Here is a 25,968-nt window from a genome sequence, read left to right as displayed (position 1 = left end):
AAAGGCAGGGAACCTAAATGAGTGTATTTATTAATAAAAATACGAGAGTAATTGTTCAGGGGATTACCGGTTCAACCGCATTGTTCCATACAAAACAAATGATTGAGTACGGAACAAATATTGTTGGCGGTGTCACACCTGGAAAAGGTGGAACTGAAGTAGAAGGAGTTCCTGTATTTAATACTGTATCTGAAGCTGTTCAAACAACTGGAGCAAATGCTTCTGTTATCTATGTACCAGCACCATTTGCAGCAGATGCCATTTTAGAGGCTGTTGATGCAGAAGTCGATCTAGTCATTTGTATCACAGAACATATTCCAGTGCTTGACATGGTCAAAGTGAAACGGTATATGGAAGGGAAAAAGACAAGACTTGTTGGCCCTAACTGTCCAGGTGTCATTACACCTGAAGAATGTAAGATTGGGATCATGCCTGGCTACATTCATAAAAAAGGTCATGTGGGTGTTGTTTCTCGTTCTGGAACGCTTACATATGAAGCGGTACATCAGCTTTCAGAAGCTGGCGTTGGTCAATCGACAGCTGTAGGAATCGGCGGAGACCCTGTCAATGGGACGAACTTTATTGATGTATTAAAAGCATTCAATGAAGACCCTGATACACATGCTGTAATTATGATCGGTGAAATCGGCGGTACGGCTGAAGAAGAAGCAGCTGAATGGGTAAAAGCAAATATGACAAAGCCAGTCGTTGGCTTTATTGGCGGTAAAACGGCGCCTCCAGGAAAACGCATGGGACATGCTGGTGCCATTATTTCTGGTGGTAAAGGAACAGCTGATGAAAAAGTAAAAACAATGCGTGAATGTGGAATTGAAGTGGCAGAGACACCATCTGTCATGGGAGAAACATTGATTAAAGTGTTAAAAGAGAAGAATCTCTTCGAAGCTTGTAAAACGCATTAATGACACAAGAAGACTTGTTCTTTGACAAGTCTTCTTCTTTCTATCTTAAACTGGAGGAATGGTATGTACAACGTGTCCGAAAGAATGATTTTTCACCGCTTAAAAGGCCTCATCTCACCCTCTTTGTTAACAAAATGGTGGAAAGTCGATCCTGAGCTATATATAAATGAAGAAACACAACATTTCAAACAGGATCGATCATTACAAACGATCGACTTTACCCGCTTAAAACAAGCCGAAGAAAATGAATTCCCCATTTTTCAACACATCGTTCAAGCCTATTTAAAGCAAAACATTCACATGATACCCATCACATCACCCTTATATCCCAGCACACTAAAACATATTTATGATCCTCCCCCTGTGTTATTCCTAAAAGGAAACATATCATATTTAAATGAAGAAAAAAGTTTAGGTGTAGTAGGCACACGAGTTCCATCGTCTTATGGAGAAGCATGTGTGAAGAAAATTGTTGGTGAGCTTGTAAAGGAAGATTGGACGATTGTCAGTGGCTTAGCAAAAGGAATCGATGGACTTGCACATAAAGAATGCATTCGGAATAAAGGGAAAACCATCGGTATTATAGCAGGCGGATTTCAGCACTTATACCCAAAGGAACATGTGCAAATGGCTCAATACATGGGAGAGCATCATTTGCTTTTATCCGAGCATCCGCCTTATGTGAAACCAGAAAAGTGGCATTTTCCAATGAGGAATCGTTTAATTAGTGCGCTGACAAGTGGAACCATCGTGATTCAGTGCAAAGAAAAGAGCGGTTCGCTCATTACCGCGTATCAAGCACTTGAGCAAGGCAAAGAGGTATTTGCGGTCGCAGGATCTATCTTTGATCCTAATTCCACAGGACCAGCCAGACTTATACAGCAGGGAGCAAAGCTTGTTCATTCAACGAAGGATATTTTAGAGGAATTCTCCTTCCGCAGCGTTCAATATACTGAACTCTCATAAAAATATCGTTTGACAAAAGACATAGGAATATTTAATAATAGTGAGGATTTAAGTTTACACTTTGTTTTTCGTGTTTATAATGATGTTCATCATAAAGAATTTTTAATGATTGCCTGTTAGATAAGTGCAATTAACATAAATATGAATTGTGAAATGTATAAAGAGAGAACACCTCTTAAGGGGGATTTTGAGTATGGCTGATTATTTAGTCATCGTTGAGTCGCCAGCCAAGGCGAAAACGATTGAGCGTTATTTAGGTAAAAAGTATAAAGTAAAGGCTTCAATGGGGCACATAAGGGATTTACCGAAAAGTCAGCTTGGTGTTGACACTGAGCATGACTTCGAACCGAGATATATTACGATTCGCGGGAAAGGCCCCGTTTTAAAAGAATTAAAAACAGCTGCGAAAAAAGCAAAGAAAGTCTATCTCGCAGCTGACCCCGATAGAGAGGGAGAAGCGATTGCTTGGCATTTAGCGCATAGCCTTGACCTTGACCTCTCTTCTGACTGCCGCGTTGTCTTTAATGAGATTACAAAAGATGCCATTAAAGATTCCTTTAAGCATCCACGTATGATCAACATGGATTTAGTTGATGCACAGCAGGCAAGACGGATCTTAGATCGTCTCGTCGGGTATAAAATCAGTCCGATTTTATGGAAGAAAGTGAAAAAAGGCTTAAGTGCCGGTCGTGTTCAATCAGTTGCACTCCGCCTGATTATTGATCGTGAGAATGAAATTAATGAATTTAAACCAGAAGAATACTGGACAATTGACGGTACATTCCTAAAAGGAAAAGAAAGCTTCGAAGCGAGCTTCTTTGGCGTCAATGGCAAAAAGCATCCACTGAAAACAAATGAAGATGTAAAAGAAATCCTTTCGAAACTAAAAGGGAGCAAATTCTCTGTAGAGAAAGTGACGAAAAAAGAGCGTAAACGCAACCCAGCTGTTCCGTTTACAACCTCTACTTTACAGCAGGAGGCTGCAAGAAAATTAAACTTCCGTGCGAAAAAGACGATGATGATTGCACAGCAATTATATGAAGGAATCGATCTTGGTAAAGAAGGTACAGTCGGACTCATTACATATATGAGAACGGACTCAACACGTATTTCCAATACGGCGATTGAAGAAGTATCTGCTTTCATTGATCAGACGTACGGTAAGAATTTCTTAAATACAACAAAACGAACCGCTAAAAAGAACGAAAATGCACAAGATGCTCACGAAGCCATCAGGCCGACTTCTACGCTAAGAAAACCAGCAGATGTCAAACATGTCTTAAGCCGAGATCAGCTGCGTCTGTATAAATTGATTTGGGAACGATTCGTGGCAAGCCAAATGGCGCCGGCTGTTCTTGATACAATGAGTGTAGACCTTGACAATAACGGGCTTACATTCCGTGCTAACGGGAGCAAAGTGAAATTCCCTGGTTTCATGAAGGTATATGTAGAAGGGAAGGACGACCAGTTAGAAGAAAAGGACAAAATGCTGCCTGATCTTAAAGAAGGTGATACGGTTCTTTCAAAAGATATCGAACCTGAACAGCACTTCACGCAGCCGCCTCCGCGCTACACTGAGGCAAGACTTGTCAAAACACTTGAAGAACTGGGTATAGGCCGTCCGTCTACTTATGCACCAACATTAGATACGATTCAAAAGCGCGGCTATGTCGCACTTGATAATAAACGGTTTATCCCAACAGAGCTTGGGGAAATTGTTCTTAACTTAATCATTGAATTCTTCCCTGAAATCATTAACGTGGAATTCACAGCGAAAATGGAAAAAGAACTTGATAGCGTTGAAGAAGGTACGATCGAATGGGTTCGCATTATCGACAGCTTCTATCAAGACTTTGCAAAACGGGTAGAAAAAGCAGAAGCAGAGATGCAAGAAGTTGAGATTGAGCCTGAATACGCCGGAGTCGACTGTGAAGAGTGCGGACATCCGATGGTGTACAAAATGGGTCGATACGGTAAGTTCATGGCTTGCTCTAACTTTCCTGACTGCCGTAACACAAAACCAATTGTCAAAGATATTGGTGTGAAATGCCCGACTTGTCATGAAGGAAACATTGTTGAACGAAAATCTAAGAAGCGCCGCATTTTTTATGGCTGTGATCGTTTTCCAGAGTGTGAATTCGTCTCTTGGGACAAACCAATTGAAAGAAAGTGTCCAAAATGCGAAAATATGCTTGTAGAGAAAAAGCTGAAAAAAGGCATTCAAGTTCAATGTGTGAACTGTGATTATAAAGAGGAACAACAAAAATAGCGGTGAACAGCCTTGTTCACCTGCTTTTTTATGTCATCAAACAGAACTTACGAAATAGGAGAGTTGTACAATGAGTCAATTTGTAAATGTGATTGGAGCAGGTTTAGCCGGAAGTGAAGCGGCATGGCAAATTGCCAAACGAGGAATTAAAGTCAACTTGTATGAAATGAGACCTGTCAAACAAACGCCAGCTCACCATACAGATAAATTTGCAGAGCTTGTATGCAGTAATTCACTGCGTGCCAACGCTTTGACGAATGCGGTCGGTGTATTAAAGGAAGAAATGCGTCATTTAGATTCAGCGATTATCGCAGCAGCAGACGAAAGCTCAGTCCCTGCTGGCGGAGCGCTTGCGGTAGATCGTCATGAATTTGCAGCAAACGTTACCGATCGCGTGAAAAATCATCCGAATGTGACGGTTTTTCAAGAAGAAGTGCAAAGCATTCCTGAAGGTCCGACAATTATTGCAACGGGCCCGCTTACATCTGAAGCACTTTCAAAAGAATTAAAATCGTTAACGGGTGAAGAGTATCTGTACTTCTACGATGCAGCGGCACCTATTCTAGAGAAAGATAGCATTGATATGGATAAGGTGTACTTGAAATCACGCTATGACAAAGGAGAAGCCGCTTATTTAAACTGTCCAATGACAGAAGAGGAATTCGATCGTTTTTATGAGGCGCTCATTTCTGCTGAAACTGTGCCATTAAAAGAGTTCGAAAAAGAAATCTTCTTTGAAGGCTGTATGCCAATTGAAGTCATGGCGAAAAGAGGAAAGAAAACGATGCTGTTTGGTCCGATGAAGCCAGTAGGACTTGAAGATCCGAAAACAGGAAAAAGACCTTACGCTGTTGTTCAATTAAGACAAGATGATGCAGCAGGTACTTTATATAACATCGTCGGCTTCCAGACACATCTGAAGTGGGGCGACCAAAAGGAAGTATTCCGCTTGATTCCAGGTCTTGAAGAAGCAGAAATCGTTCGATACGGCGTAATGCACCGCAATACATTTATTAACTCACCAAGTCTTTTAAAACCAACGTATCAGTTTAAAAATAGAGAGGATCTATTCTTTGCCGGACAAATGACAGGCGTTGAAGGCTATGTCGAGTCCGCAGCTTCCGGACTAGTGGCTGGAATTAACGCCGCTCGTTTTGTCAAAGGAGAAGAGCTTGTGACACTTCCGGAGGAAACGGCGATCGGCAGCATGGCTTATTACATCACATCGACAAACAAGAAAAGCTTCCAGCCGATGAATGCGAACTTTGGCTTGCTGAAAGATCTTGGTGTTCGGATTAAAAACAAACAAGAGCGTTATGCAGAGTACGCTAAGCGCGCAATCGAAACTATTCAAACTATTTCGAAATCTCTGTAGTAAAACATTGCACGGAAAGCAAGATATGTGATACCATTTAAAAGCCTTAAAGAGGTGTAAAAATGACGAATAAACAGCGTCTTGTCCACTTATTCATTGAATATCTGCAAATTGAAAAAAACTATTCTGCTTTAACAATCTCAGGATATACAGAAGCGATTGAAGAGTTTGTCAGATTTATGAACATTCAAGGAATAGACGGTTTTGAAGAGGTATCCTATCAAGATACGAGAATTTATTTAACAGAAGCTTATGAAAAAGGCCTGACAAGAAGAACGATTAGTAAGAAAGTCTCTGCGCTTCGCAGCTTTTATAAATTTCTATTAAGAGAACAGCTTGTGAAAGAAAATCCTTTTTTACTCGTTAGCTTACCAAAGCAGGATAAACGAATTCCTTCATTTTTGTATGAAGAGGAACTTAAAGAGCTTTTTACAGTTTCTGATGTCAGCACACCGCTTGGGCAAAGAAACCAAGCGATTTTAGAACTTCTTTATGCAACAGGTATGAGGGTCAGTGAGTTATGTTCATTAAAAGAATCTGATCTTGATTTATCGTTGGATACAGTGCTTGTTCATGGGAAAGGCAGCAAGCAGCGGTATGTTCCTTTCGGTTCATATGCTCATGAAGCGCTCATCACTTATTTAGAGGATGGAAGGCAGAAGCTGGAAGCTAAGGGGAATGATCGTGCTGATGCATATGTGTTTTTGAATCAGCGCGGGGCGCCTCTTACAGACAGAGGCGTTCGATTCATTCTCACTGAATTAATGAAAAAGGCGTCAGGCACACTACATATCCATCCTCACATGTTAAGGCACACCTTTGCCACACACCTCTTAAATGAGGGGGCAGATTTGAGAAGTGTTCAAGAACTTCTCGGTCATTCGAATTTATCATCAACTCAGGTGTACACGCATGTATCAAAAGATTCTTTAAGGAAAACATACATGTCTCATCACCCAAGGGCTTTTAAACGATCCTAAAAGGAGGTTTTTTCATGTCATCATTTCATGCAACAACCATCTTTGCCGTTCAACATAAAGGAAAAAGTGCGATGGCTGGAGACGGTCAAGTCACTTTCGGGCAGGCTGTCGTGATGAAACACACGGCAAAAAAAGTGCGCCGTCTTTTCGGAGGCAAGGTGCTTGCAGGTTTTGCAGGTTCAGTAGCAGATGCATTTACACTCTTTGAAAAGTTTGAAACGAAGCTTGAAGAATATGGTGGTAACTTAAAGCGGGCAGCCGTAGAACTAGCGAAAGAATGGCGAAGTGACAAGATGCTCAGACAGCTTGAGGCCATGCTGATCGTTATGAACAAAGACAGCATCCTGCTTGTCTCTGGGACAGGAGAGGTCATCGAACCAGATGACGGTATTTTGGCCATCGGCTCAGGCGGCAATTATGCGCTTAGCGCCGGGAGAGCACTCAAAACACATGCAGGTGATCACCTCACAGCGAGAGATATTGCAAAGGCTGCTCTTGAAACCGCCGGAGAAATCTGTGTCTACACGAACGATCAAATCACTTTAGAAGAGCTTGAATAGAAAGGACATGAGACGTATGGAGAAAAAGCCGTTCACCCCAAGAGAGATAGTTGAAAAGCTTGATCAATATATTATTGGTCAGCTTGATGCGAAAAAAGCAGTGGCGGTGGCTTTAAGAAACCGTTACAGAAGAAGCCTTTTACATGATAAGCTAAAGGATGAAGTCGTTCCGAAAAATATTTTAATGATCGGCCCAACAGGTGTGGGGAAAACAGAGATTGCCCGCAGAATTGCAAAAATTTCTGGTGCGCCTTTTATTAAAGTGGAAGCGACGAAGTTTACTGAAGTTGGTTATGTCGGCCGTGATGTAGAATCGATGGTCAGAGATCTAGTTGAGACAGCGATCAGAATTGTCAAAGAAGAAAAGATGAAAGACGTTCAAGAAGAAGCAGAAAAACAAGCAAATAAACGTCTTGTTCATTTACTTGTTCCTGGCAAGAAAAAAAGCCAGTCTGTGAAAAATCCTTTTGAGATGCTGTTTGGCGGTTCTGATGAAGATGACCGTGATCGAGATCAATCAAGTGAAGAAGTTGAACTTGAATCGACAAGAAAGCGAATCACTCATCAGCTGGCTATGGGAGAACTTGAAGATCATTACGTCACGATCGAAGTTGAAGAGCAGCAGCCATCCATGTTTGATATGCTTCAGGGCTCGGGTATGGAGCAAATGGGCATGAACATGCAGGATGCGCTCGGCAATCTCATGCCTAAAAAGAAAAAACGCAGAAAGCTGACCGTCAGAGAAGCAAGAAAGGCGTTAACTGCTGAGGAAGCTTCAAAACTGATTGACATGGATGAAGTCAGTCAGGAAGCCGTTTATAAAGCAGAACAGCAAGGGATTATTTTTATCGACGAAATCGACAAAATCGCCAAAAGCGGTGGTGCATCATCTGCAGATGTTTCTCGTGAAGGTGTTCAACGTGATATTTTACCGATTGTAGAAGGTTCAACTGTGATGACGAAATATGGGGCAGTGAAAACAGACCATGTGCTTTTTGTAGCAGCAGGTGCATTTCATATGGCGAAACCATCAGATTTGATTCCAGAGCTTCAAGGGCGCTTCCCAATCCGTGTAGAATTAGATAAATTAAGTATCGAAGACTTTGTGAAAATCTTAACGGAACCAGATAACGCATTATTAAAGCAATATAAAGCTTTACTTGAAACAGAAGGTATATCTCTTGAATTTTCTGACGATGCTATTCATAAGATTGCCGAAGTGGCTTATCATGTCAATCAGGAGACAGATAACATCGGTGCAAGAAGGCTTCATACCATACTTGAAAAGCTGCTTGAAGAGCTTTCATTTGAGGCGCCTGATATTACACTGGAGACAGTGACCATTACCCCTCAGTATGTAGAAGAGAAGCTAGGAAAGATTGCAAATAACAAAGACTTAAGTCAATTTATACTTTAACAAATGAATAAAGTAATCTAGGAGGATCATTAATATGGCTTTACTACAAAAAACAAGGATTATTAACTCAATGCTGCAAGATTCAGCAGGGAAACCAGTTAATTTTAAAGAAATGGCGGAAACACTGAGAGATGTCATTGATTCAAACATTTTTGTGTTGAGTAGAAGAGGGAAGCTTCTAGGCTACTCGATCAACCAGCAGATTGAAAATCCGCGTATGAAGAAAATGCTTGAAGACCGTCAGTTCCCTGAAGAATATACAAAGAGTCTATTCAACATCCCTGAAACATCTTCAAACCTTGACATTAACAGTGAGTATACAGCTTTCCCAATTGAGAACCGTGATTTATTCGAATCAGGTTTGACAACCATTGTTCCAATTATCGGAGGAGGAGATCGTTTAGGAACGTTAATCCTGTCTCGTTTGCAAGATACATTCACTGATGATGATTTAATACTTGCTGAGTACGGAGCAACAGTTGTTGGAATGGAGATCCTTCGTGAAAAAGGAGAAGAAATCGAAGAAGAAGCAAGAAGTAAAGCGGTTGTTCAAATGGCGATTAGTTCTCTTTCATATAGTGAGCTTGAAGCCATTGAGCACATCTTTGAAGAACTTGATGGCAACGAAGGGCTCCTTGTGGCAAGTAAAATTGCTGACCGTGTAGGAATCACTCGTTCAGTGATCGTGAACGCCTTACGTAAGTTAGAAAGTGCAGGTGTCATCGAATCTCGTTCTCTTGGAATGAAGGGAACGTATATCAAAGTGTTAAACAACAAATTTTTAATTGAACTTGAAAATTTAAAATCTCATTAATCAAAACCCCTTTTCGGCCAAAATTACAAGCTGAAAAGGGGTTTTTTGTATAAAAAAAGAGGATTTGTCCGAAAAATGACACTCTTTTTTCCAAGAAAACCCTTACAATTCTTAGTTCTTTGAATCTAGGTCTTTATGCCTATTCGTAAAATAGATATATATTACGAGTTTTTTTTACATATACATCATAGACTTTAATCCTATTATTTCTTACAATGAACATATGGTTTTACAAATCTCGACATGATTAAATGGAATGAAATACATATGATTGGAGGTATATGGTTTTGGATATATTTTCTGGAACGATAAGCAACCTTGAGAATGCCTTGGGCAGAGCGAATGTTAAGCAAAAAGTCATAAGCAATAATATCGCGAATATAGACACACCGAACTACAAGTCGAAAAACGTCGCTTTTCATGATATGCTAAACGATGCGTCGATCAAGTTAGATGCTAAAAAAACATACCAAGGTCACATTGATTTTTCTAAAACAGGGTCTAATTATTCAGTTGTTTCGAGCAACCGTACTTCATATCAAGAAAACGGAAATAATGTCGATATTGATCAAGAGATGAGTGAACTCGCTAAAAACCAAATTCAGTATAATGCGTTGGTTGAAAGAATGAGTGGAAAATTCAATTCTCTTAAAACAGTTTTGACAGGAGGTAAGTGATGTCAATTTTTTCAGGAGTTAACGCTTCGGCCTCAGCATTAACAGCTCAGAGGCTCAGAATGGACGTTGTATCCTCTAACCTTGCAAATATGGATACAACAAGAGCGAAACAGGTTGATGGCAACTGGGAGCCTTATAGACGTAAGCTCGTCACATTACAGCCGTCAGGTGAATCGTTTTCATCTATATTGAACTCAAGCATGAATTCGAGCGGCAAATTAGGAAACGGCGTGAAAGCAACGAAGATTACAGAAGACGAAACTCCATTCAACCTTCAATATGATCCTACAAATCCCGATGCCAATGAAAATGGATATGTTCAAACACCTAATGTTGATCCATTAAAGGAAATGGTTGACCTCATCAGCAGCTCAAGGTCATATGAAGCAAACGTGACCGCACTAAATGCGAATAAAAGCATGTTGATGAAAGCTTTAGAAATAGGAAAGTAAGGTGAAAAGAATTGGTTAACGCAATATCTCCTTTCCAGCTTCAAACCGCTCAGCAAGCAAGTGAATTGACGAATGCATCGTCCGTTCAGGCGGCTGCACCTAAAAGTCAAACGAATTTCTCTGATGTGCTGAAGAATTCCATTGAGGCATTAAATCAATCACAGCTGAAATCAGACCAGTATACAAATGCTCTTGCACAAGGAAAAGATGTCAATCTCGATGAAGTCATGATTGCCTCGCAAAAAGCGAGTGTGACACTCACAGCTGCAACGGAGTTTCGAAATAAAGCAGTCGAAGCGTACCAAGAGATTATGAGAATGCAGATGTAGGAGGTGCTGACGGACAAAAAAAGACTGAATGGAATGACCGGGGGTTAAGATGAATCGTACTTTAATGCAATTAAGAACAAAAACAGTTGAGTTTTGGCGAAATCGATCAAAATTACAAAAAATACTCATGATTGGCGGCGTTGCTGCCCTAGCAATCATTATTACGGTTGTTAGCATCTTTGCTTCTTCTGAAAAAATGGTTCCATTGTTTAAAGATTTGTCTGAGGCAGAAGCTGGACAAATCAAACAGGAACTGGATGGCAAAAACGTTAAATCGGAACTTGCGAATAATGGAACAACGATTCTCGTTCCAGAAAAGCAGGCTGACACTTTAAAAGTAACACTCGCATCTGAGGGTCTCCCTAAGACAGGGAATATTGATTATTCCTTCTTTGCGAACAATTCCGGCTTCGGTTTAACAGATAATGAATTTGATGTTCTGAAAGTAGACGCAACTCAGACAGAACTATCCAATCTGATCAACACGATTGATGGGATTAAAGATTCAAAAGTTATGATTAACCTGCCAAAAGATTCCGTTTTTGTTGGAGAAGAGCAAAGTAATGCATCAGCATCCATTGTGCTGCAAGTTGAGCCTGGCTACACGCTCGCGCCGCAGCAAGTAAAAGGCCTTTATCATCTTATTTCAAAAAGTGTGCCGAATTTAAAGACAGAAAACATTGTCATTATGGACCAAGATTCCAACTACTACGACTTAAACAGCAGTTCCGATTCCTATGCAAGTGGAATGGATGCACAGCAGCAGAAAAAAGAAGAGATTGAAAAGAACCTTCAAAGAAAAATTCAACAGCTGCTCGGAACAATGATGGGTCAAGAAAAAGTGGCTGTATCGGTCACAACAGACATTGATTTTACTGAAGAGAAAAGAAAAGAAGATCTTGTAGAACCAGTTGATAAAGAAAACATGCAAGGCATTGCTGTCAGTGCTGAAAAGATTGCTGAAACTTATTCAGGAAATGGTGCAGCAGCTGGAGGCACCGCTGGAACAGGCGACGATGATGTCACAAATTATCAAGGTGCCGATGGAGCGAACGGTAGCGGAGATTACGAAAAGAGCGAAGATCGTATCAACTATGAAGTCAACCGCATTCATAAAGATATCAAAGAGAGCCCTTATAAAATTAGAGATGTTGGCATTCAAGCATTGGTCGAACCACCAACGGCAAACGATGTGAACTCTTTAACACCTGAAAGGCAAGATGATATCAAAAAGATTCTTTCAACGATCATTAGCACTTCAATTGATAAAGAATACACAAATGGTCAAGCGCTCACTCAAGCGGACTTAGATAACAAAATTGTTTTATCTGTATCAAAATTAGACGGTAAACAGCAAACTGCAGCAGAAAACCCATCAAACAATATTCCAATCTGGGTTTATATTGTAGGCGGTGTGCTACTACTTGCAATTATCGCTCTCATTATTCTTCTTGTGCGTAAACGCAGAAAAGAAGAGGAAGAAGAGTTTGAGTTTGATGAACGTACACCAATCCATGTTCCTGATATCGACACTGAACCAGAAACAGAAGAAATGGTGAGAAAAAATCAGCTTGAAAAAATGGCAAAAGAAAAACCAGAAGACTTTGCTAAATTGCTACGCAGCTGGCTGTCCGAGGATTAGGAGGAATACACATGTCGAGAAAAGATCCAAATCGACTAACAGGCAGACAAAAAGCAGCAATCCTAATGATTTCCTTAGGGCTAGACGTGTCAGCATCTGTATACAAACATCTGTCTGAAGACGAAATAGAAAAATTAACATTAGAAATTTCCAATGTACGAAGTGTAGATACTGCTAAGAAAGATGAAATCATCGAAGAGTTTCACAGCATCGCCATCGCGCAGGACTACATATCACAAGGCGGTCTTATGTACGCAAGACAAGTGCTTGAAAAAGCGCTTGGTGAGGACAAAGCGGACAGCATCTTAAACCGATTAACATCCTCGCTTCAAGTGAAACCGTTTGATTTTGCTCGAAAGGCTGACCCAGAACAAATCTTAAACTTTATCCAGCATGAGCATCCACAAACCATCGCGCTCATCCTTTCCTACTTAGATCCAGTCCAAGCTGGGCAGATTTTATCTGAATTAGGTGAGGAAGTACAAACAGAGGTTGCGAGACGTATTGCTTTAATGGACCGCACATCTCCAGAGATCATCAATGAAGTGGAACGCATTCTTGAACAAAAGCTTTCTTCAACCTTTACGCAGGACTATACGCAAACGGGCGGGGTCGAAGCGGTTGTAGAAGTACTAAATGGTGTAGACCGTGCGACCGAGAAGACCATTTTAGACACACTTGAAATTCAAGATCCTGAGCTTGCTGATGAAATTAAGAAACGTATGTTTGTCTTTGAAGATATTGTCACTCTTGACAGTAGAGCGATTCAGCGTGTGATCAGAGATGTTGAAAATGATGACTTATTGCTCGCGCTCAAAGTGGCAAGCGAAGAGGTCAAAGAAATTGTCTTCCGCAACATGTCACAGCGAATGGTCGAAACGTTCAAAGAAGAAATGGAGTTTATGGGACCTGTCCGGCTTAGAGATGTCGAGGAAGCACAAACTCGTATTGTCAGCATCGTAAGACGACTCGAGGAAGCTGGAGAAATCGTCATAGCTCGAGGCGGAGGAGACGATATCATTGTCTAGGATTATCAAACATGAAACATCTGTTATTCCTGAGCAAGGCCGGCAAACGATTCCTTTGCAGCAAGTGGAGTTTAAAAAAGAACATCACGAAGAAGAGCTTGTCAATGAAACAGAAGCATCGCAGCTTGTACTAAGTGATGCTGAAGATCAAGCAAGCCGTATAGTAGAACAAGCAAATAGTGAGCTTGAAAAAACAATGGCTGAAATCAATCAGCGCCGCGCTGCTTTTGAAGAAGAAAGAATGCAGCTCATTGAAGAAGCGAAACAAGCAGGTTACCAAGATGGCTTCCAAAAGGGTGAAACAGATGCGAATATGCAGTACCAATCGATTCTTGATCAAGCGAATGACATTGTCAGTCTTGCCAAGCAGGATTACGAAGAAAAAATTGAAAGCTCCGCAGAAAAAATTGTGGAACTGGCTTTCGAACTCGCCAAACGCGTTTGGTACTCGGCTGAGGACACGAAAGATCAATTTTTGGCTCTCGTGAAGCAGGTCATTTCAGAAGTGAAAGAATATGACGATATTTCCATCTATGTTGACCCTGAACATTACGATCATGTGATGGAGTATAAAGACGAATTAATCAGAATCCTTCAAAAGGATACACACCTTGCCATTTACTCGGATGAAAAAGCGCCAAAAGGGACTTGTTACGTAGAAACAAGCTTTGGAAAAGTGGAAGCGAGTGTTGATACCCAAATGAATCAGTTGAAAGAAAAGTTACTAGAAGTCATTGATTCAGGTGATCACAAATGAACATTGATGTGTTAAAAGAAACAATTGAAACCGCCGATCCTTATAAACGATTTGGCAAAGTCAATCGAGTTGTTGGGCTGATGATTGAATCTAAGGGGCCGGAGAGTTCTATCGGAGACGTGTGTCTCATTCATAAAAAAGGGCGTAGGCACGATCCGATAAAAGCAGAGGTCGTAGGGTTTAGAGATGAAAACATTCTGCTCATGCCTTATGTAGAAGCATCCAATATTTCACCAGGAAGTCTAGTTGAAGCGACAGGTGAGTCGCTGAAGGTCAAAGTTGGGACTGGATTAATCGGCGAAGTCGTTGATGCCTTCGGTGATCCGCTGGACGGCAGTATGCTTCCAAAGGGACTTGCGCCTGTTTCGACAGAACAGTCTCCCCCAAATCCGATGGACAGGCCGCCGATTCGAGAAAAGATGGGCGTTGGTGTCAGAGTGATCGATAGTCTGCTCACAGTTGGCACTGGTCAAAGGATCGGGATTTTTGCTGGAAGTGGTGTTGGAAAAAGTACCTTAATGGGAATGATTGCAAAGCAGACAGAAGCAGATCTGAATGTCATTGCCCTTGTAGGAGAGCGTGGCCGTGAAGTTCGTGAGTTTATTGAAAAGGATTTAGGTGCCGAAGGACTGAAGCGATCGATTGTTGTTGTCGCAACTTCTGACCAGCCTGCACTGACGAGAATGAAAGCTGCTTATACAGCAACAGCTATTGCGGAATATTTTAGAGACAGAGGGAAAAATGTCATGTTCATGATGGACTCTGTTACACGGGTCGCTATGGCACAAAGGGAAATCGGTCTTGCAACTGGCGAACCGCCAACGACAAAAGGATATACACCTTCGGTGTTCGCTATACTGCCTAAATTACTTGAACGAACTGGAACGAATCAGCTTGGTTCCATCACAGCGTTTTACACAGTGCTTGTTGATGGTGACGATATGAATGAGCCAATCGCTGATACAGTCAGGGGGATCTTAGATGGCCACATTGTACTTGATCGTGCTTTAGCCAACAAAGGACAATTTCCTGCTGTCAATATTCTGAAAAGTATCAGCCGCGTTATGAGCAATATCGCAAGTCATGATCACAAGGAGGCGGCCAACCGGTTCCGCCAGCTTTTATCCACTTATCAAAACGCTGAAGACCTCATTAACATTGGAGCTTATAAAAAAGGCTCCTCGAAAGACATTGATGAGGCCATGCAGGCTTATCCTCATCTGATTTCATTTTTGAAGCAGGATGTAGAAGAGGCTGTATCTATTGAAGACAGTGTGAATTTATTGCTCCGTTTGATGAATAGAGAGGATTGACAAAAACAGTGAGATATCAATACAAATTTCAAAAGCTCTTAGAACTGAAAGAAAGTGAAAAAGACAAGTCACTCGCAGCGTACCAACAATCCGTTTCAGCATTTGAGCAAGTCGCTGAAAAACTCTATGAAAATATGAGTAAAAAAGAATTAATGGAAAAAAGCAAAGAAGAAAAGCTGAGAAGTGGTATGAGTGTTCAAGAAATGCGTCATTACCAGCAATTTGTGACCAATTTAGATAACACCATTCAGCACTATCAGCAGCTTGTGATCATGAAACGCCATCAAATGAATGAAAAACAATCTGATTTAACTGAAAAAAACATTGAGTTTAAAAAGTTTGAAAAAATGAAAGAAAAGCAGTATGAAAAGTTTTCCCTTGAACATAAGGCCATTGAAATGAAAGAAATGGATGATATCTCTATCAGCCAATTCATGTTTCAAGGACATTAGGAGTCGAGATGAATGCCTAAGAAGGAAAAAACGAAGGAATCAAGCGGCGGTAAATTTCAATGGATCTTGTTTATTGTCATTATCCCATTGATTGTGCTTGTGATTGTGACTGGCACAATCCTTTATATTGCGGGTTTTGATCTAAAGAAACCGCTCCAAAACATTCCGGTGATCAGCAGTTTGGTTGGTTCAGATGACACCTCAAAAACGTCATCTTCACATAATGATCAAAGCGATGCAGAATTAAAAGAACTGAAAAAAACCATTAAAGAGCAAAAAAATGAACTTGAAATTGCGCAAAAAGATTTAAAAACAAGTGATGAAGAGATTAAAAGACTGAATCAAAAAATCAGTTCGCTTGAAAAAACATCTAAAAATGATGCGAATAATACGTCAGCGAGTGATAGTTCAACAAACAACAGCTCATCAAGCGATACATCAGGTAATAATGCGTCAGGGACAACTTCTGATGGGGCAGGATCCTCTAACCAGAAACCTAAAGGGAAGATTGTCAGTATCTATGAAAGCATGGACGCAGGGAAATCCGCCAAAATTTTATCAGAATTAAGTGATAAAGAGGCATTGAAGATCCTTGAAGAGCTGAACAAAAATAAACTAACAGATATATTAGCAAAACTAACACCTCAGAAGGCAGCTACATTTACGAAAGAGCTTGCTAAAAAAGAAGAAAGTGAAAATGGGGGTGGACAATAAGTGAAGCTATTGGATATTGGAGCCTTACAGCAATCGTCTCAAGGTCTTTCGGGGCCAAAGGGAGGCGGCGTGGCATCTGCACGCGGGTTGTTTAAACAATTACTTAGCGGGGCAGGTGCACAAAGCGGTCTTGTTAATGCTGAGACAGCGGGTGCCTCTCTTTCCATCAATGATGCGATGCAAATCATTGAAAAATGGATGCAATCACCTGAAGAAGGGATCGACGGAGACCTTCTTGAAGCGCTTCAAACACTTCAAAGTCAAACGCTTGATTCGTCTGATCTCAAGTCACTAGAAGAGTTATTTCAAAATATGGAATCATCCATTTACGATGATCAAGCTGATAAGCCAGCTTCTGAACATAGTGAGCAGCTCATACAAGTCCACTTTTTCTTATATCAACTGCTCAATCAACAGCCGCTCAGCTTTGATGCAAAGCTAGTGCAGGATATTGAAGCAAAAGGTCAAGACTTCATTCACTTTCTTTCGAAAAACGGGGTAGATGAGAAACTGATTCAGCAAGTAAAAGAGCAGTTTTTCTCGCAGGGTTCAGCACCAAAGCTGAATTCGATGTCTCAAAGTGAGCTGAAACACTTTAATCAGTTAATCGACCATATGATGGCAAACGCAAAAGGATCAGACAAAGAGTTGAAAATTGCTTTAGGAGAGTTAAAAGAATTGGTCTCTCCAAGACAAGAATCTACTCTTGCTTCTCCGGCAAAAGGTGCTTCCTCCCTTGAATGGCTCATCAAAAAGGAAGTTGTCAAAGGACAAAGCACTGCTGCACCTGCTTCTGAAAAAAACATCACTCATACGCTGTTGCCAGGTCATAAGCAGTTTTTTCAACTGCAATCAGCAGCTCCTGTTCAGCAGACACAAACAAGTGATGAAAAGCCAGGAACGGTTGATCAGCAAATACTAAATACGTGGAAGCAAATGAAATTCACGCCATTTGGAAACTCAAGCGGACGCTTCACAGTTCGATTAAATCCAGAAAATCTCGGATTTATCACGATTCAGCTGACGAAGCAAAATGGTATGTATGCGAGTAAGATTACTGCTTCGACACAAGCAGCAAAAGAGCTGTTAGAGCATCACCTGCCGCAGCTCAAGCAGGCGCTTCCGAATATGTCGGTTCAAGTAGACCGTTTTCATATACCGCTTCAATCAAATGAGCAGCCGCTATTTGGACAATTTAACGAAGAAAACAAGCAGCAGCAGTCAAAAGGGCAGAATTTCCAGAAGCCTGATGAACAGGAAGAAGAATTCCAAGATGTACTGGATGCTCTTGTTGGGTCAGATGAAGAAGAGGAGGAAATCTAATGGCAACAGTTGATGCTACGAATAGAACAGTCGCACAAGCAGACACTTCTTCAAACGCAGCAAAGAAAACAGATACGCTTGGCAAAGACCAATTCTTGAAAATATTGCTTACACAGCTTCAAAACCAAGATCCGACAAACCCACTAGATGACCGTGAGTTTGTCACACAGCTTGCAACATTTTCATCTTTAGAACAGCAAACCAATATGAACGATTCTATCACCAAGCTGAATCAGCTTATGTCTACATTTGTTGCACACCAAGATCCGTTTACGACGTATGTAGGCTGGATTGGTAAAGAAGTATCGGGCAAACTGGATGATAAAGAGATATCAGGCACTGTGAAGTCTGTTAAAAACATAAACAATGAATACTTCTTGTATTTAGAAGATGGAACGAAAATCAGCCCTTGGGATGTTACAGCAGTTGGAGAAAAAACGAAGTAATTCGAGGAGGAAAATAAATGTTACGCTCACTTTACTCAGGAATTAGCGGAATGAAAAACTTCCAATCAAAATTAGATGTTGTAGCCAACAACGTAGCCAACGTCAATACACACGGATACAAAAAAAGCCGTATCACTTTTAAAGATATGGTCAGCCAAACCATTGGAAGTTCTGGTGGACCAACGAACAACTCTGGTTCAATCAACTCAAAACAAATTGGTTTAGGATCATCTTTATCTTCTATTGATAAAATCATGTCAGCGGGATCTTCTCAAAATACAAATGAACCTTACGACTTCTATATCAATGGAGATGGGTTTTTCCGGATTGAAAGTCAAGGAGAAATTCTTTATACAAGAACAGGGAATTTCGACACTGATTCAGAGGGAAGCTTAGTCACCCCTGATGGAAATTATCTGCTTGGAATGAATGGACAAAAGATAACGATTCCAGACGGCGTTTCGAGTGTGAGTGTTGGTCCAGATGGAACGGTTTCGGTTGTTGAAAACAATGTATCAAGAACCGTTGGTCAAGTATCACTCGTATCTTTCCGTAACGCAGGAGGGTTAGACAAAGTTGGTGACAACCTTTACCGCCAGACCTTAAGCTCAGGTGCTCCAAGTAACCCTATCGTACCTGGTGAACAAGGAACGGGCGTCATCCAAACAGGTAAACTTGAAATGTCAAATGTTGATTTAACAGACGAGTTTACTGAAATGATTATCGCACAGCGTGGTTTCCAATCGAATGCAAAGACGATCACAACATCTGATGAAATCCTGCAAGAGCTTGTGAATCTGAAACGATAGGAGGTAGGGGGAGCGGTTTATCGCTTCTCTGCTTAATATGATTGAAGTGACAAGATTAAATGGCAAAGGATTTATGCTGAACGCTCTCCATATCGAGCAAATCGAAAGCTTTCCAGACACGACCATTACATTAGCCAATGGAAAGAAATTCGTTGTGAAAGAAGATAAAGAGCAGCTTCAAGAGAAAATCATTTCTTTCTACAGAAAAATCCAAGTCATTTCATTGAATCAAGGAATAGAGGAGTTTGAATGAAGAAGAAATTAGTCGTAGTAATGCTAATCATGATTATTGCCATCGTCGGAATTGGAGCAGGCATCTTTTTTCTGCTGAATGGGTCAGACGAAGCAAAAGCAGAAAAAGAGCCAACAGCAGATGAAGTCGTAAAAGCTTCTGTTGAAATTCCTGAGATTATTACTAATTTAAAGTCTGAAGGAAATGCTGTCAAACTTGTATTGAATATTGAAACGGACTCTGAAAAAGCAAAAGAAGAGCTCGAGAAAAGAAGTTTTCAAGTGAAAGACGCCGTAATCGACATTTTATCAGACACGAATGCAGATGAACTTGATGGCAAAAAAGGCAGAGAACATTTTAAAACACTAGTCAAAAACAAAGTGAATAACTATTTGCAAGATGGCAAGGTGAAAGAAGTATATATAACCTCCTTTAATCTGCAATAGAGGCGATTAATTGACACGATGGAGGTGAAGAAATGTCAGGAGAAGTGCTTTCCCAGAATGAGATCGATGCATTATTATCCGCCATATCTACAGGCGAAATGGATGCAGAAGAGCTGAAAAAAGAAGAAACGACGAAAAAAGTGAAGGTGTATGATTTTAAACGTGCACTGCGCTTTTCGAAAGACCAGATTCGAAGTTTAACAAGGATTCATGATAACTTCGCTAGACTGCTCACCACGCACTTTTCAGCTCAGCTAAGATCATATATTCAAATTACTGTCAGCTCGGTTGACCAAGTACCATACGAAGAATTTATTCGTTCGATTCCTAATATGACATTATTAAACTTATTTTACGTCAGCCCGCTTGAAGGAAGAATCATGCTTGAAGTGAACCCAACAATCGGCTATGCCATGATGGACAGGCTGATGGGCGGGATTGGCATTAGTCATAATAAGACAGAATCACTTACAGAAATCGAAACAAAGATTATCTCAAACATGTTTGAGGGAGCTTTGGAAAATTACAGAGAAGCGTGGCAGTCCATAACCGACATCGAGCCTGAAATGGCAGATTTCGAGGTAAATCCCCAGTTTGTTCAAATGGTGTCACCAAACGAAACAGTTGTCGTCATTTCTCTTAATACACAAATTGGTGAGGTCAGCGGGGTTATTAACCTATGTATTCCTCATGTTGTATTGGAGCCTATTATTCCGAAGCTGTCTGTACACTACTGGATGCAGTCTGAACGAAATGAACCAAAACAACAAGAAACAAAGGCCATTGAAAAACGGATTATGACGGCAAAAATACCGGTAGTCGCAGAGCTAGGGGAATCGGAAATGACGGTGGAAGAGTTTTTGAATTTGGAAATTGGTGATTGTATTGCCTTGGACAAACCAGTAAATGCGCCTCTTACTGTTATGGTCGGAAATAAACCGAAATTCTTGGGACAGGCCGGCCGCGTGAATCGGAAACAGGCGATTCAAATTCTAGATCACGACATAAGAGGTGAAGAAGATGGAGAATAACGGAAGTAAATTATCACAAGACGAAATCGATGCGCTCCTTAAAGGAGGCAGCAATGACGATATAGAGCCTGATACAATCCTTTCTGCAATGGAGCAAGATGCCATTGGGGAAATCGGAAACATTTCATTCGGTAGCTCTGCAACAGCACTTTCAACCCTATTAAATCAAAAAGTGGAGATTACTACTCCAACTGTTACAGTGATTCAAAAAAGTATGCTGAATGAGGAATTTCCTCATCCGTATGTCGCTATTGAAGTGAATTATACAGAAGGCTTCAGCGCAAGTAACTTGCTTGTCGTCCAGCAAACAGATGCAGCAGTCATTGCGGACTTAATGATGGGCGGAGACGGGACAAATGCTGACCCTTCTTTAAGCGAGATTCACTTAAGTGCAGTGCAAGAAGCAATGAACCAAATGATGGGTTCTGCTGCGACATCCATGTCGACGGTCTTTAATAAAAAGATTGATATTTCTCCGCCGCGCGTCGAATTACTTGATGTGAAAGAAGGAGAAGGGACAGACCGCATTCCAGCTGAAGAAATGCTTGTCAAAGTATCCTTCAGATTAAAAATAGGTGAACTCATCGATTCAAATATTATGCAGCTTTATCCTATTACATTTGCGAAGGATTTAATCGCAGAATTAACAGACCCTGCGCAAGAGGAAGAGCCGGTTCAAGACACTCAAGTGAGCACACCTGAACCTCAGCCGGCAGCTCCGCAAACGCAGTCTGCACCAGCGCAGCAAGCAGCTCCGGCGAAAAGACAGGCGAAGCCAAAGCCGGCAGCACCTGTAAATGTAGCGCCTGTTGAATTTGAAGCGTTCAGTGAGCCTCAGCATACAACAAGCCAGCTTGGAAATCTTGATATGCTGATGGATATTCCGCTTTCCATTACGGTGGAACTTGGAAGAACTCAGCGCAGTGTAAAAGAAGTCCTTGAGCTTTCAGCTGGAAGTATCATTGAACTGGACAAACTTGCTGGGGAGCCAGTAGACATTCTGGTGAACAAACGAATCGTCGCCAAAGGGGAAGTCGTTGTCATTGATGAGAACTTTGGTGTTCGTGTGACTGATATATTAAGTCAGTCAGAAAGACTTTCTAATTTAAAATAAACAAACATATAGGGAGAGAATAAGTAAATGGCTACTAAGGTATTAATCGTAGATGATGCAGCATTCATGAGAATGATGATAAAGGATATTCTTGTAAAAAACGGATTTGATGTCGTAGGAGAAGCAGAAAACGGCGCTCAAGCAGTTGAAAAATACAAAGAAACTTCTCCAGACCTTGTCACAATGGATATCACAATGCCAGAAATGGACGGGATCACAGCGCTAAAAGAAATTAAACAAATCGACGCTTCTGCAAAAATCATCATGTGTTCTGCAATGGGGCAGCAGTCAATGGTTATTGACGCGATCCAAGCAGGTGCAAAAGACTTTATCGTGAAGCCGTTCCAGGCAGACCGTGTACTTGAAGCAATTAATAAAACGTTAGGCTAAAAAAGGGTGTAAGACTTGTTGAAAAAACGTTTGATATGTATAGCAATGATCAGTTTTTTGCTTTTCTTGACGATGCAGCCTGCCTCACTGTTTGCTGAAACGAAAGATCCTGAAAATGGCACAGTGAATGACTGGCTCAAAGAAGAGAAAGGCAGCAAAAAGGATACAGAAAAGACAACCACTGACAATCAAACGAATCCGGCAGAAGAAGTTCCCTCTTCTTCTGTCTCCATTATGGATTTTGTCAAAATGATTGGTGCTTTACTTTTTGTCATCCTGCTCATATATGGTTTGGTGAGATTTGTTGGTAAGCAAAACCGCTTACTTAAACCATTTCGCTATGTTGAAAATATTGGCGGAACGACGGTTGGCCAAAACCGTTCAGTCCAGCTTATCAAAGTGGGCAGACGAGTATTAGTTGTTGGAGTAGCGGACTCAATCCAGCTGCTAAAAGAAATTGATGATGAACAAGAATGTGAAGCGATCGTGAAACAATATGAAGAAGCGATGGAAAGCAAAACAGATTTACCAAAAATCGTTCAAAAATTCACATCGCAGGTAAAGAAACAAAATCAGCCAACCACTTCTTCTTTTTCAGCCAATTTGAAGGCGCAGCTAGCCGAATTGAAAAAGACCCAAGCAGAAGTCAGAAAGAAAGGCCCGAAACAAAATGAATGAGTTTATCGATTTATTTAATTCCAGCGGTGCAGGGAACATTAGCACGTCTGTCCGTCTTCTTTTACTTTTAACCGTATTTTCGGTTGCACCAGGCATTCTCATTTTAATGACATGTTTTACACGAATAGTGATTGTACTTTCATTCGTTAGAACGTCACTTGCAACCAACTCAATGCCGCCAAACCAAGTGCTTGTAGGGCTTGCTTTGTTTCTCACATTTTTTATCATGGCACCCACGTTCTCAGAGATTAATAAAGAGGCACTGACGCCGCTTTTAAATGATGACATTACGCTAAATCAGGCATATGAAAAAGCCGAAGTGCCAATTAAAGAGTTTATGAGTAAACATACGAGACAGAAGGATTTGGCTTTATTTCTTAGTTACGCAAAAATGGATACACCTGAATCGATAAAAGATATTCCGTTAACGGCGATGGTACCCGCTTTTGCTATTTCAGAATTAAAGACGGCATTTCAAATTGGTTTCATGATCTTTATTCCATTTTTAATTATTGACATGGTGGTCGCAAGTGTCCTGATGTCAATGGGGATGATGATGCTTCCTCCGGTTATGATATCGCTCCCTTTCAAAATATTGTTATTTGTTTTAGTCGATGGATGGTATTTGATTGTTAAATCTTTGCTGCAAAGCTTTTAGAGTAGGTGCTTAAAACATGAGTTCAGAATTTGTCATTACGATGGCTGAAAGATCAGTGTATGTGGTATTGCTTGTCAGTGGGCCGCTTCTAGCGCTCGCTCTTATTGTGGGACTGATTGTCAGTGTGTTTCAGGCGACAACCCAAATTCAAGAACAGACGCTTGCGTTCATTCCTAAAATTGTTGCAGTTCTTATTGGGCTTGTTGTGTTTGGTCCATGGATGCTGTCAACCATTGTGTCCTTTACGACAGAGCTGTTCTCGAATTTAGATCGATTTGCAGGTTAACCAGCGATGTCAATCATAGAATTATTCCCTGCTTTTCTGTTAGTTTTTATTCGGATCACCGCTTTTTTTGTGACAGTACCGCTTTTAGCGCATAGAACAATCCCAGCTGTACACAGAGTTGGCTTCTCACTGTTTTTAGCCGTGATTAGTTTTAGCACGATTAAGGAACCGCCAGCACTCGACGTAGACGGTCTTTATATGATGCTTGCGGTGAAAGAAGCAATGGTCGGACTTCTGCTTGGACTGATTGCATATATCATGGTGTCCGCTGTTCAAATTGCCGGCTCATTCATTGATTTTCAAATGGGTTTTGCGATCGCCAATGTGATTGACCCGCAAACAGGGGCGCAAACGCCGCTGATGGGGCAGTTTTTTTATACGGTCACATTGCTATTGATGCTGGCAACCAATGCACACCACCTGCTGCTTGATGGAATCTATTACAGCTTTCAATATATTGCAGTTGATCAGTACGCACTGAATTTCGGCAGTGAATCCTTTGCTTACTTTATTGCAAAGAGTTTCAACCAAATGTTCATCATTGCCTTTCAAATCTCGGCACCGGTTGTCGCCAGCTTGTTTTTGGTCGATTTGGCACTGGGCATTGTGGCACGAACAGTTCCGCAGATGAACGTATTTGTGGTCGGACTTCCTATTAAAATGGGTGTGAGTTTTATTATGATCATCATCTGTATGGGCGTCATCTTCGGTGTTGTCCAAAATACATTTGATACGATTGTACTCACCATGAGGAATTTCTTAGCATTGGTCGGTGGTTCGTCATGATGACAAGGCTTAGACTAGACTTGCAATTTTTCGCAGGTGAAAAAACAGAAAAAGCAACGCCGAAAAAGAGACAAGATTCACGTAAAAAAGGTCAGGTTGCCAAAAGTACCGACGTCAATACAGCCATCTCATTTCTATTAATCTTTTTATCATTCTTTTTTATTGGGCCTTTTATGAAAGAGCGTATTATTGCGCTCATTGAACGTTTTTATTCAACAACCATGCTAATGAAGGTTAGCACATCTAATATTCATCAACTATTCGTGGAATTGCTTCAGGAAACAGGGCTCCTTCTCATGCCAATCCTTGGTGTTGGTATGCTGGCAGGCGTCATCAGTAACTATTTACAAGTTGGCTTTCTCTTTTCAACAGAAGTCATCAAACCGAAATTAGAAAAGCTAGATCCTATCAAAGGTTTTAAACGGATATACAGTATTCGAGCCCTCGTAGAGCTATTAAAATCCATTTTGAAAATTGGTTTTGTTGGTTTTGCGACATTTATTGCACTTTGGATGCACTTTGATGAAATTCTGCGGCTTCCTTTATTAACAGCAGAGGAAACCCTTCATTTCGTCGCAAATATGACCTTGATTATGGGTCTATATGCAGCAGGCGCTCTAATGGTCTTAGCAGGGCTTGATTATATGTATCAGAAATTTGATTATGAAAAAAACTTGCGGATGTCCAAACAAGACATTAAAGATGAGTATAAAAAATCTGAGGGTGACCCGCTCATAAAATCAAAGATTAAACAGCGCCAGCGGGAAATGGCCATGAGACGGATGATGCAGGAAGTCCCAAAAGCGGACGTCATCATTACAAACCCAACCCACTATGCAATTGCTTTAAAATATGACGAAGAAAAGATGGACGCGCCCTTTGTTGTGGCAAAGGGAACAGATATTTTGGCTTTGAAAATTAGAACGATTGCGAAAGAGCACGATATCATGACCGTAGAAAACCGGCCGCTCGCTCGTGCACTATATGATCAGGTCGACATCGACCAAGCGGTGCCAGAGGAATACTTTAAGGCGATCGCAGAAATTTTAGCTTACGTATATAAAACGAAACAAAAGATTTTATGAATTTTTGGTTTTAAAAGGA

At 40.9% G+C, this 25,968-nt stretch carries 30 protein-coding genes; all 30 read left to right on the top strand.

Going from position 1 to position 25,968, the window contains the following annotated elements; all coding sequences use genetic code 11:
* Positions 1 to 17: 17 nt before the first annotated feature.
* Entirely contained in the window at positions 18 to 920 is a 903-nt protein-coding gene (gene sucD, locus C6Y01_RS02050) for a succinate--CoA ligase subunit alpha (protein WP_003212080.1), read from the top strand.
* Positions 921 to 983: 63 nt separating this feature from the next.
* Positions 984 to 1,886, top strand: coding sequence for a DNA-processing protein DprA (dprA, locus tag C6Y01_RS02045; protein ID WP_034662389.1), 903 nt, complete (start codon positions 984 to 986; stop codon positions 1,884 to 1,886).
* A gap of 193 nt (positions 1,887 to 2,079) precedes the next feature.
* The gene (topA, locus tag C6Y01_RS02040) at positions 2,080 to 4,155 is read left to right on the top strand and encodes a type I DNA topoisomerase (RefSeq protein ID WP_034662386.1); all 2,076 of its coding nucleotides are present in this window, start codon (positions 2,080 to 2,082) and stop codon (positions 4,153 to 4,155) included.
* A 70-nt stretch (positions 4,156 to 4,225) separates the two neighbouring features.
* A complete protein-coding gene (gene trmFO / locus C6Y01_RS02035; RefSeq protein WP_034662383.1) occupies positions 4,226 to 5,530 on the top strand; it encodes an FADH(2)-oxidizing methylenetetrahydrofolate--tRNA-(uracil(54)-C(5))-methyltransferase TrmFO in 1,305 nt (434 codons plus the stop codon).
* 62 nt (positions 5,531 to 5,592) lie between these two features.
* Positions 5,593 to 6,510: a tyrosine recombinase XerC gene (gene xerC / locus C6Y01_RS02030; protein ID WP_106037766.1), complete on the top strand. Its 918-nt coding sequence runs from the start codon at positions 5,593 to 5,595 to the stop codon at positions 6,508 to 6,510.
* A 14-nt stretch (positions 6,511 to 6,524) separates the two neighbouring features.
* On the top strand, positions 6,525 to 7,070 hold the full coding sequence (gene hslV, locus C6Y01_RS02025; protein WP_003211247.1) for an ATP-dependent protease subunit HslV: 546 nt from the start codon (positions 6,525 to 6,527) through the stop codon (positions 7,068 to 7,070).
* Positions 7,071 to 7,086: 16 nt separating this feature from the next.
* Complete coding sequence (hslU, locus tag C6Y01_RS02020) at positions 7,087 to 8,487, top strand: ATP-dependent protease ATPase subunit HslU (RefSeq protein ID WP_060596254.1); 1,401 nt, start codon at positions 7,087 to 7,089, stop codon at positions 8,485 to 8,487.
* Between the two features lie 34 nt (positions 8,488 to 8,521).
* Positions 8,522 to 9,301 carry a GTP-sensing pleiotropic transcriptional regulator CodY gene (gene codY / locus C6Y01_RS02015; RefSeq protein ID WP_034662375.1) on the top strand — a complete coding sequence of 260 codons (780 nt, stop codon included), beginning with the start codon at positions 8,522 to 8,524 and terminating at the stop codon, positions 9,299 to 9,301.
* Positions 9,302 to 9,588: 287 nt separating this feature from the next.
* Positions 9,589 to 9,978 (top strand): flagellar basal body rod protein FlgB, encoded by a 390-nt coding sequence (gene flgB / locus C6Y01_RS02010; RefSeq protein ID WP_012009952.1) that lies wholly within the window; start codon positions 9,589 to 9,591, stop codon positions 9,976 to 9,978.
* Positions 9,978 to 10,430 (top strand): flagellar basal body rod protein FlgC, encoded by a 453-nt coding sequence (gene flgC, locus C6Y01_RS02005; protein ID WP_012009953.1) that lies wholly within the window; start codon positions 9,978 to 9,980, stop codon positions 10,428 to 10,430. Before flgB ends, flgC begins: the two co-directional genes overlap by 1 nt.
* A gap of 11 nt (positions 10,431 to 10,441) precedes the next feature.
* Positions 10,442 to 10,759 (top strand): flagellar hook-basal body complex protein FliE, encoded by a 318-nt coding sequence (gene fliE, locus C6Y01_RS02000; RefSeq protein ID WP_007499609.1) that lies wholly within the window; start codon positions 10,442 to 10,444, stop codon positions 10,757 to 10,759.
* 49 nt (positions 10,760 to 10,808) lie between these two features.
* A complete protein-coding gene (fliF, locus tag C6Y01_RS01995; RefSeq protein WP_034662370.1) occupies positions 10,809 to 12,401 on the top strand; it encodes a flagellar basal-body MS-ring/collar protein FliF in 1,593 nt (530 codons plus the stop codon).
* An 11-nt stretch (positions 12,402 to 12,412) separates the two neighbouring features.
* Entirely contained in the window at positions 12,413 to 13,429 is a 1,017-nt protein-coding gene (gene fliG, locus C6Y01_RS01990; protein WP_008344808.1) for a flagellar motor switch protein FliG, read from the top strand.
* Positions 13,422 to 14,186, top strand: a complete 765-nt coding sequence (fliH, locus tag C6Y01_RS01985; RefSeq protein ID WP_034662367.1) for a flagellar assembly protein FliH — start codon at positions 13,422 to 13,424, stop codon at positions 14,184 to 14,186. The genes fliG and fliH overlap by 8 nt, the downstream gene beginning before the upstream one ends.
* Complete coding sequence (gene fliI / locus C6Y01_RS01980) at positions 14,183 to 15,499, top strand: flagellar protein export ATPase FliI (protein ID WP_034662365.1); 1,317 nt, start codon at positions 14,183 to 14,185, stop codon at positions 15,497 to 15,499. The genes fliH and fliI overlap by 4 nt, the downstream gene beginning before the upstream one ends.
* An 8-nt stretch (positions 15,500 to 15,507) precedes the next feature.
* Entirely contained in the window at positions 15,508 to 15,951 is a 444-nt protein-coding gene (gene fliJ, locus C6Y01_RS01975; RefSeq protein WP_034620036.1) for a flagellar export protein FliJ, read from the top strand.
* Positions 15,952 to 15,963: 12 nt separating this feature from the next.
* A complete protein-coding gene (locus C6Y01_RS01970; RefSeq protein ID WP_034662362.1) occupies positions 15,964 to 16,665 on the top strand; it encodes a MotE family protein in 702 nt (233 codons plus the stop codon).
* Entirely contained in the window at positions 16,666 to 17,988 is a 1,323-nt protein-coding gene (locus C6Y01_RS01965; protein ID WP_034662360.1) for a flagellar hook-length control protein FliK, read from the top strand.
* Positions 17,988 to 18,434, top strand: a complete 447-nt coding sequence (flgD, locus tag C6Y01_RS01960; RefSeq protein ID WP_034662358.1) for a flagellar hook assembly protein FlgD — start codon at positions 17,988 to 17,990, stop codon at positions 18,432 to 18,434. The genes C6Y01_RS01965 and flgD overlap by 1 nt, the downstream gene beginning before the upstream one ends.
* Before the next feature lie 17 nt (positions 18,435 to 18,451).
* A complete protein-coding gene (gene flgG, locus C6Y01_RS01955; RefSeq protein ID WP_034662356.1) occupies positions 18,452 to 19,243 on the top strand; it encodes a flagellar basal body rod protein FlgG in 792 nt (263 codons plus the stop codon).
* Between the two features lie 37 nt (positions 19,244 to 19,280).
* Positions 19,281 to 19,496: a swarming motility protein SwrD gene (swrD, locus tag C6Y01_RS01950; RefSeq protein WP_034662354.1), complete on the top strand. Its 216-nt coding sequence runs from the start codon at positions 19,281 to 19,283 to the stop codon at positions 19,494 to 19,496.
* A complete protein-coding gene (gene fliL, locus C6Y01_RS01945; RefSeq protein WP_034662353.1) occupies positions 19,493 to 19,921 on the top strand; it encodes a flagellar basal body-associated protein FliL in 429 nt (142 codons plus the stop codon). The genes swrD and fliL overlap by 4 nt, the downstream gene beginning before the upstream one ends.
* A 32-nt stretch (positions 19,922 to 19,953) precedes the next feature.
* Entirely contained in the window at positions 19,954 to 20,952 is a 999-nt protein-coding gene (gene fliM / locus C6Y01_RS01940) for a flagellar motor switch protein FliM (protein ID WP_003212239.1), read from the top strand.
* Positions 20,942 to 22,066, top strand: a complete 1,125-nt coding sequence (fliY, locus tag C6Y01_RS01935; RefSeq protein ID WP_034662352.1) for a flagellar motor switch phosphatase FliY — start codon at positions 20,942 to 20,944, stop codon at positions 22,064 to 22,066. The genes fliM and fliY overlap by 11 nt, the downstream gene beginning before the upstream one ends.
* Positions 22,067 to 22,093: 27 nt before the next feature.
* Positions 22,094 to 22,456: a chemotaxis protein CheY gene (gene cheY / locus C6Y01_RS01930; RefSeq protein ID WP_007499584.1), complete on the top strand. Its 363-nt coding sequence runs from the start codon at positions 22,094 to 22,096 to the stop codon at positions 22,454 to 22,456.
* 18 nt (positions 22,457 to 22,474) lie between these two features.
* The gene (gene fliZ / locus C6Y01_RS01925) at positions 22,475 to 23,134 is read left to right on the top strand and encodes a flagella biosynthesis regulatory protein FliZ (RefSeq protein ID WP_034662351.1); all 660 of its coding nucleotides are present in this window, start codon (positions 22,475 to 22,477) and stop codon (positions 23,132 to 23,134) included.
* The gene (fliP, locus tag C6Y01_RS01920; protein ID WP_007499580.1) at positions 23,127 to 23,792 is read left to right on the top strand and encodes a flagellar type III secretion system pore protein FliP; all 666 of its coding nucleotides are present in this window, start codon (positions 23,127 to 23,129) and stop codon (positions 23,790 to 23,792) included. The genes fliZ and fliP overlap by 8 nt, the downstream gene beginning before the upstream one ends.
* Positions 23,793 to 23,808: 16 nt before the next feature.
* Complete coding sequence (gene fliQ / locus C6Y01_RS01915) at positions 23,809 to 24,078, top strand: flagellar biosynthesis protein FliQ (RefSeq protein ID WP_003211206.1); 270 nt, start codon at positions 23,809 to 23,811, stop codon at positions 24,076 to 24,078.
* A gap of 6 nt (positions 24,079 to 24,084) precedes the next feature.
* Positions 24,085 to 24,864: a flagellar biosynthetic protein FliR gene (fliR, locus tag C6Y01_RS01910; protein WP_034662349.1), complete on the top strand. Its 780-nt coding sequence runs from the start codon at positions 24,085 to 24,087 to the stop codon at positions 24,862 to 24,864.
* A complete protein-coding gene (gene flhB, locus C6Y01_RS01905; RefSeq protein WP_095285171.1) occupies positions 24,861 to 25,949 on the top strand; it encodes a flagellar biosynthesis protein FlhB in 1,089 nt (362 codons plus the stop codon). The genes fliR and flhB overlap by 4 nt, the downstream gene beginning before the upstream one ends.
* Positions 25,950 to 25,968 lie beyond the last annotated feature (19 nt).

The sequence above is a fragment of the Bacillus sp. NMCC46 genome (assembly GCF_002998465.1).
GTDB lineage: Bacteria > Bacillota > Bacilli > Bacillales > Bacillaceae > Bacillus.
The sequence above is the reverse complement of the archived record's forward strand: the minus strand, read 5'-3'. Positions and strand labels throughout refer to the sequence as shown.

Bases quoted from the DNA above. Each gene is read 5' to 3' on its own strand.
- fliY (WP_034662352.1), top strand. From the start codon at position 20,942: ATGGAGAATAACGGAAGTAAATTATCACAAGACGAAATCGATGCGCTC.
- trmFO (WP_034662383.1), top strand. From the start codon at position 4,226: ATGAGTCAATTTGTAAATGTGATTGGAGCAGGTTTAGCCGGAAGTGAA.
- hslU (WP_060596254.1), top strand. From the start codon at position 7,087: ATGGAGAAAAAGCCGTTCACCCCAAGAGAGATAGTTGAAAAGCTTGAT.
- sucD (WP_003212080.1), top strand. From the start codon at position 18: ATGAGTGTATTTATTAATAAAAATACGAGAGTAATTGTTCAGGGGATT.
- flgC (WP_012009953.1), top strand. From the start codon at position 9,978: ATGTCAATTTTTTCAGGAGTTAACGCTTCGGCCTCAGCATTAACAGCT.
- fliG (WP_008344808.1), top strand. From the start codon at position 12,413: ATGTCGAGAAAAGATCCAAATCGACTAACAGGCAGACAAAAAGCAGCA.
- fliQ (WP_003211206.1), top strand. From the start codon at position 23,809: ATGAGTTCAGAATTTGTCATTACGATGGCTGAAAGATCAGTGTATGTG.
- C6Y01_RS01970 (WP_034662362.1), top strand. From the start codon at position 15,964: ATGCCTAAGAAGGAAAAAACGAAGGAATCAAGCGGCGGTAAATTTCAA.
- flhB (WP_095285171.1), top strand. From the start codon at position 24,861: ATGATGACAAGGCTTAGACTAGACTTGCAATTTTTCGCAGGTGAAAAA.
- flgD (WP_034662358.1), top strand. From the start codon at position 17,988: ATGGCAACAGTTGATGCTACGAATAGAACAGTCGCACAAGCAGACACT.
- codY (WP_034662375.1), top strand. From the start codon at position 8,522: ATGGCTTTACTACAAAAAACAAGGATTATTAACTCAATGCTGCAAGAT.
- cheY (WP_007499584.1), top strand. From the start codon at position 22,094: ATGGCTACTAAGGTATTAATCGTAGATGATGCAGCATTCATGAGAATG.
- fliI (WP_034662365.1), top strand. From the start codon at position 14,183: ATGAACATTGATGTGTTAAAAGAAACAATTGAAACCGCCGATCCTTAT.
- dprA (WP_034662389.1), top strand. From the start codon at position 984: ATGTACAACGTGTCCGAAAGAATGATTTTTCACCGCTTAAAAGGCCTC.
- fliF (WP_034662370.1), top strand. From the start codon at position 10,809: ATGAATCGTACTTTAATGCAATTAAGAACAAAAACAGTTGAGTTTTGG.
- fliL (WP_034662353.1), top strand. From the start codon at position 19,493: ATGAAGAAGAAATTAGTCGTAGTAATGCTAATCATGATTATTGCCATC.
- flgG (WP_034662356.1), top strand. From the start codon at position 18,452: ATGTTACGCTCACTTTACTCAGGAATTAGCGGAATGAAAAACTTCCAA.
- fliP (WP_007499580.1), top strand. From the start codon at position 23,127: ATGAATGAGTTTATCGATTTATTTAATTCCAGCGGTGCAGGGAACATT.
- topA (WP_034662386.1), top strand. From the start codon at position 2,080: ATGGCTGATTATTTAGTCATCGTTGAGTCGCCAGCCAAGGCGAAAACG.
- fliM (WP_003212239.1), top strand. From the start codon at position 19,954: ATGTCAGGAGAAGTGCTTTCCCAGAATGAGATCGATGCATTATTATCC.
- xerC (WP_106037766.1), top strand. From the start codon at position 5,593: ATGACGAATAAACAGCGTCTTGTCCACTTATTCATTGAATATCTGCAA.
- swrD (WP_034662354.1), top strand. From the start codon at position 19,281: ATGATTGAAGTGACAAGATTAAATGGCAAAGGATTTATGCTGAACGCT.
- hslV (WP_003211247.1), top strand. From the start codon at position 6,525: ATGTCATCATTTCATGCAACAACCATCTTTGCCGTTCAACATAAAGGA.
- fliR (WP_034662349.1), top strand. From the start codon at position 24,085: ATGTCAATCATAGAATTATTCCCTGCTTTTCTGTTAGTTTTTATTCGG.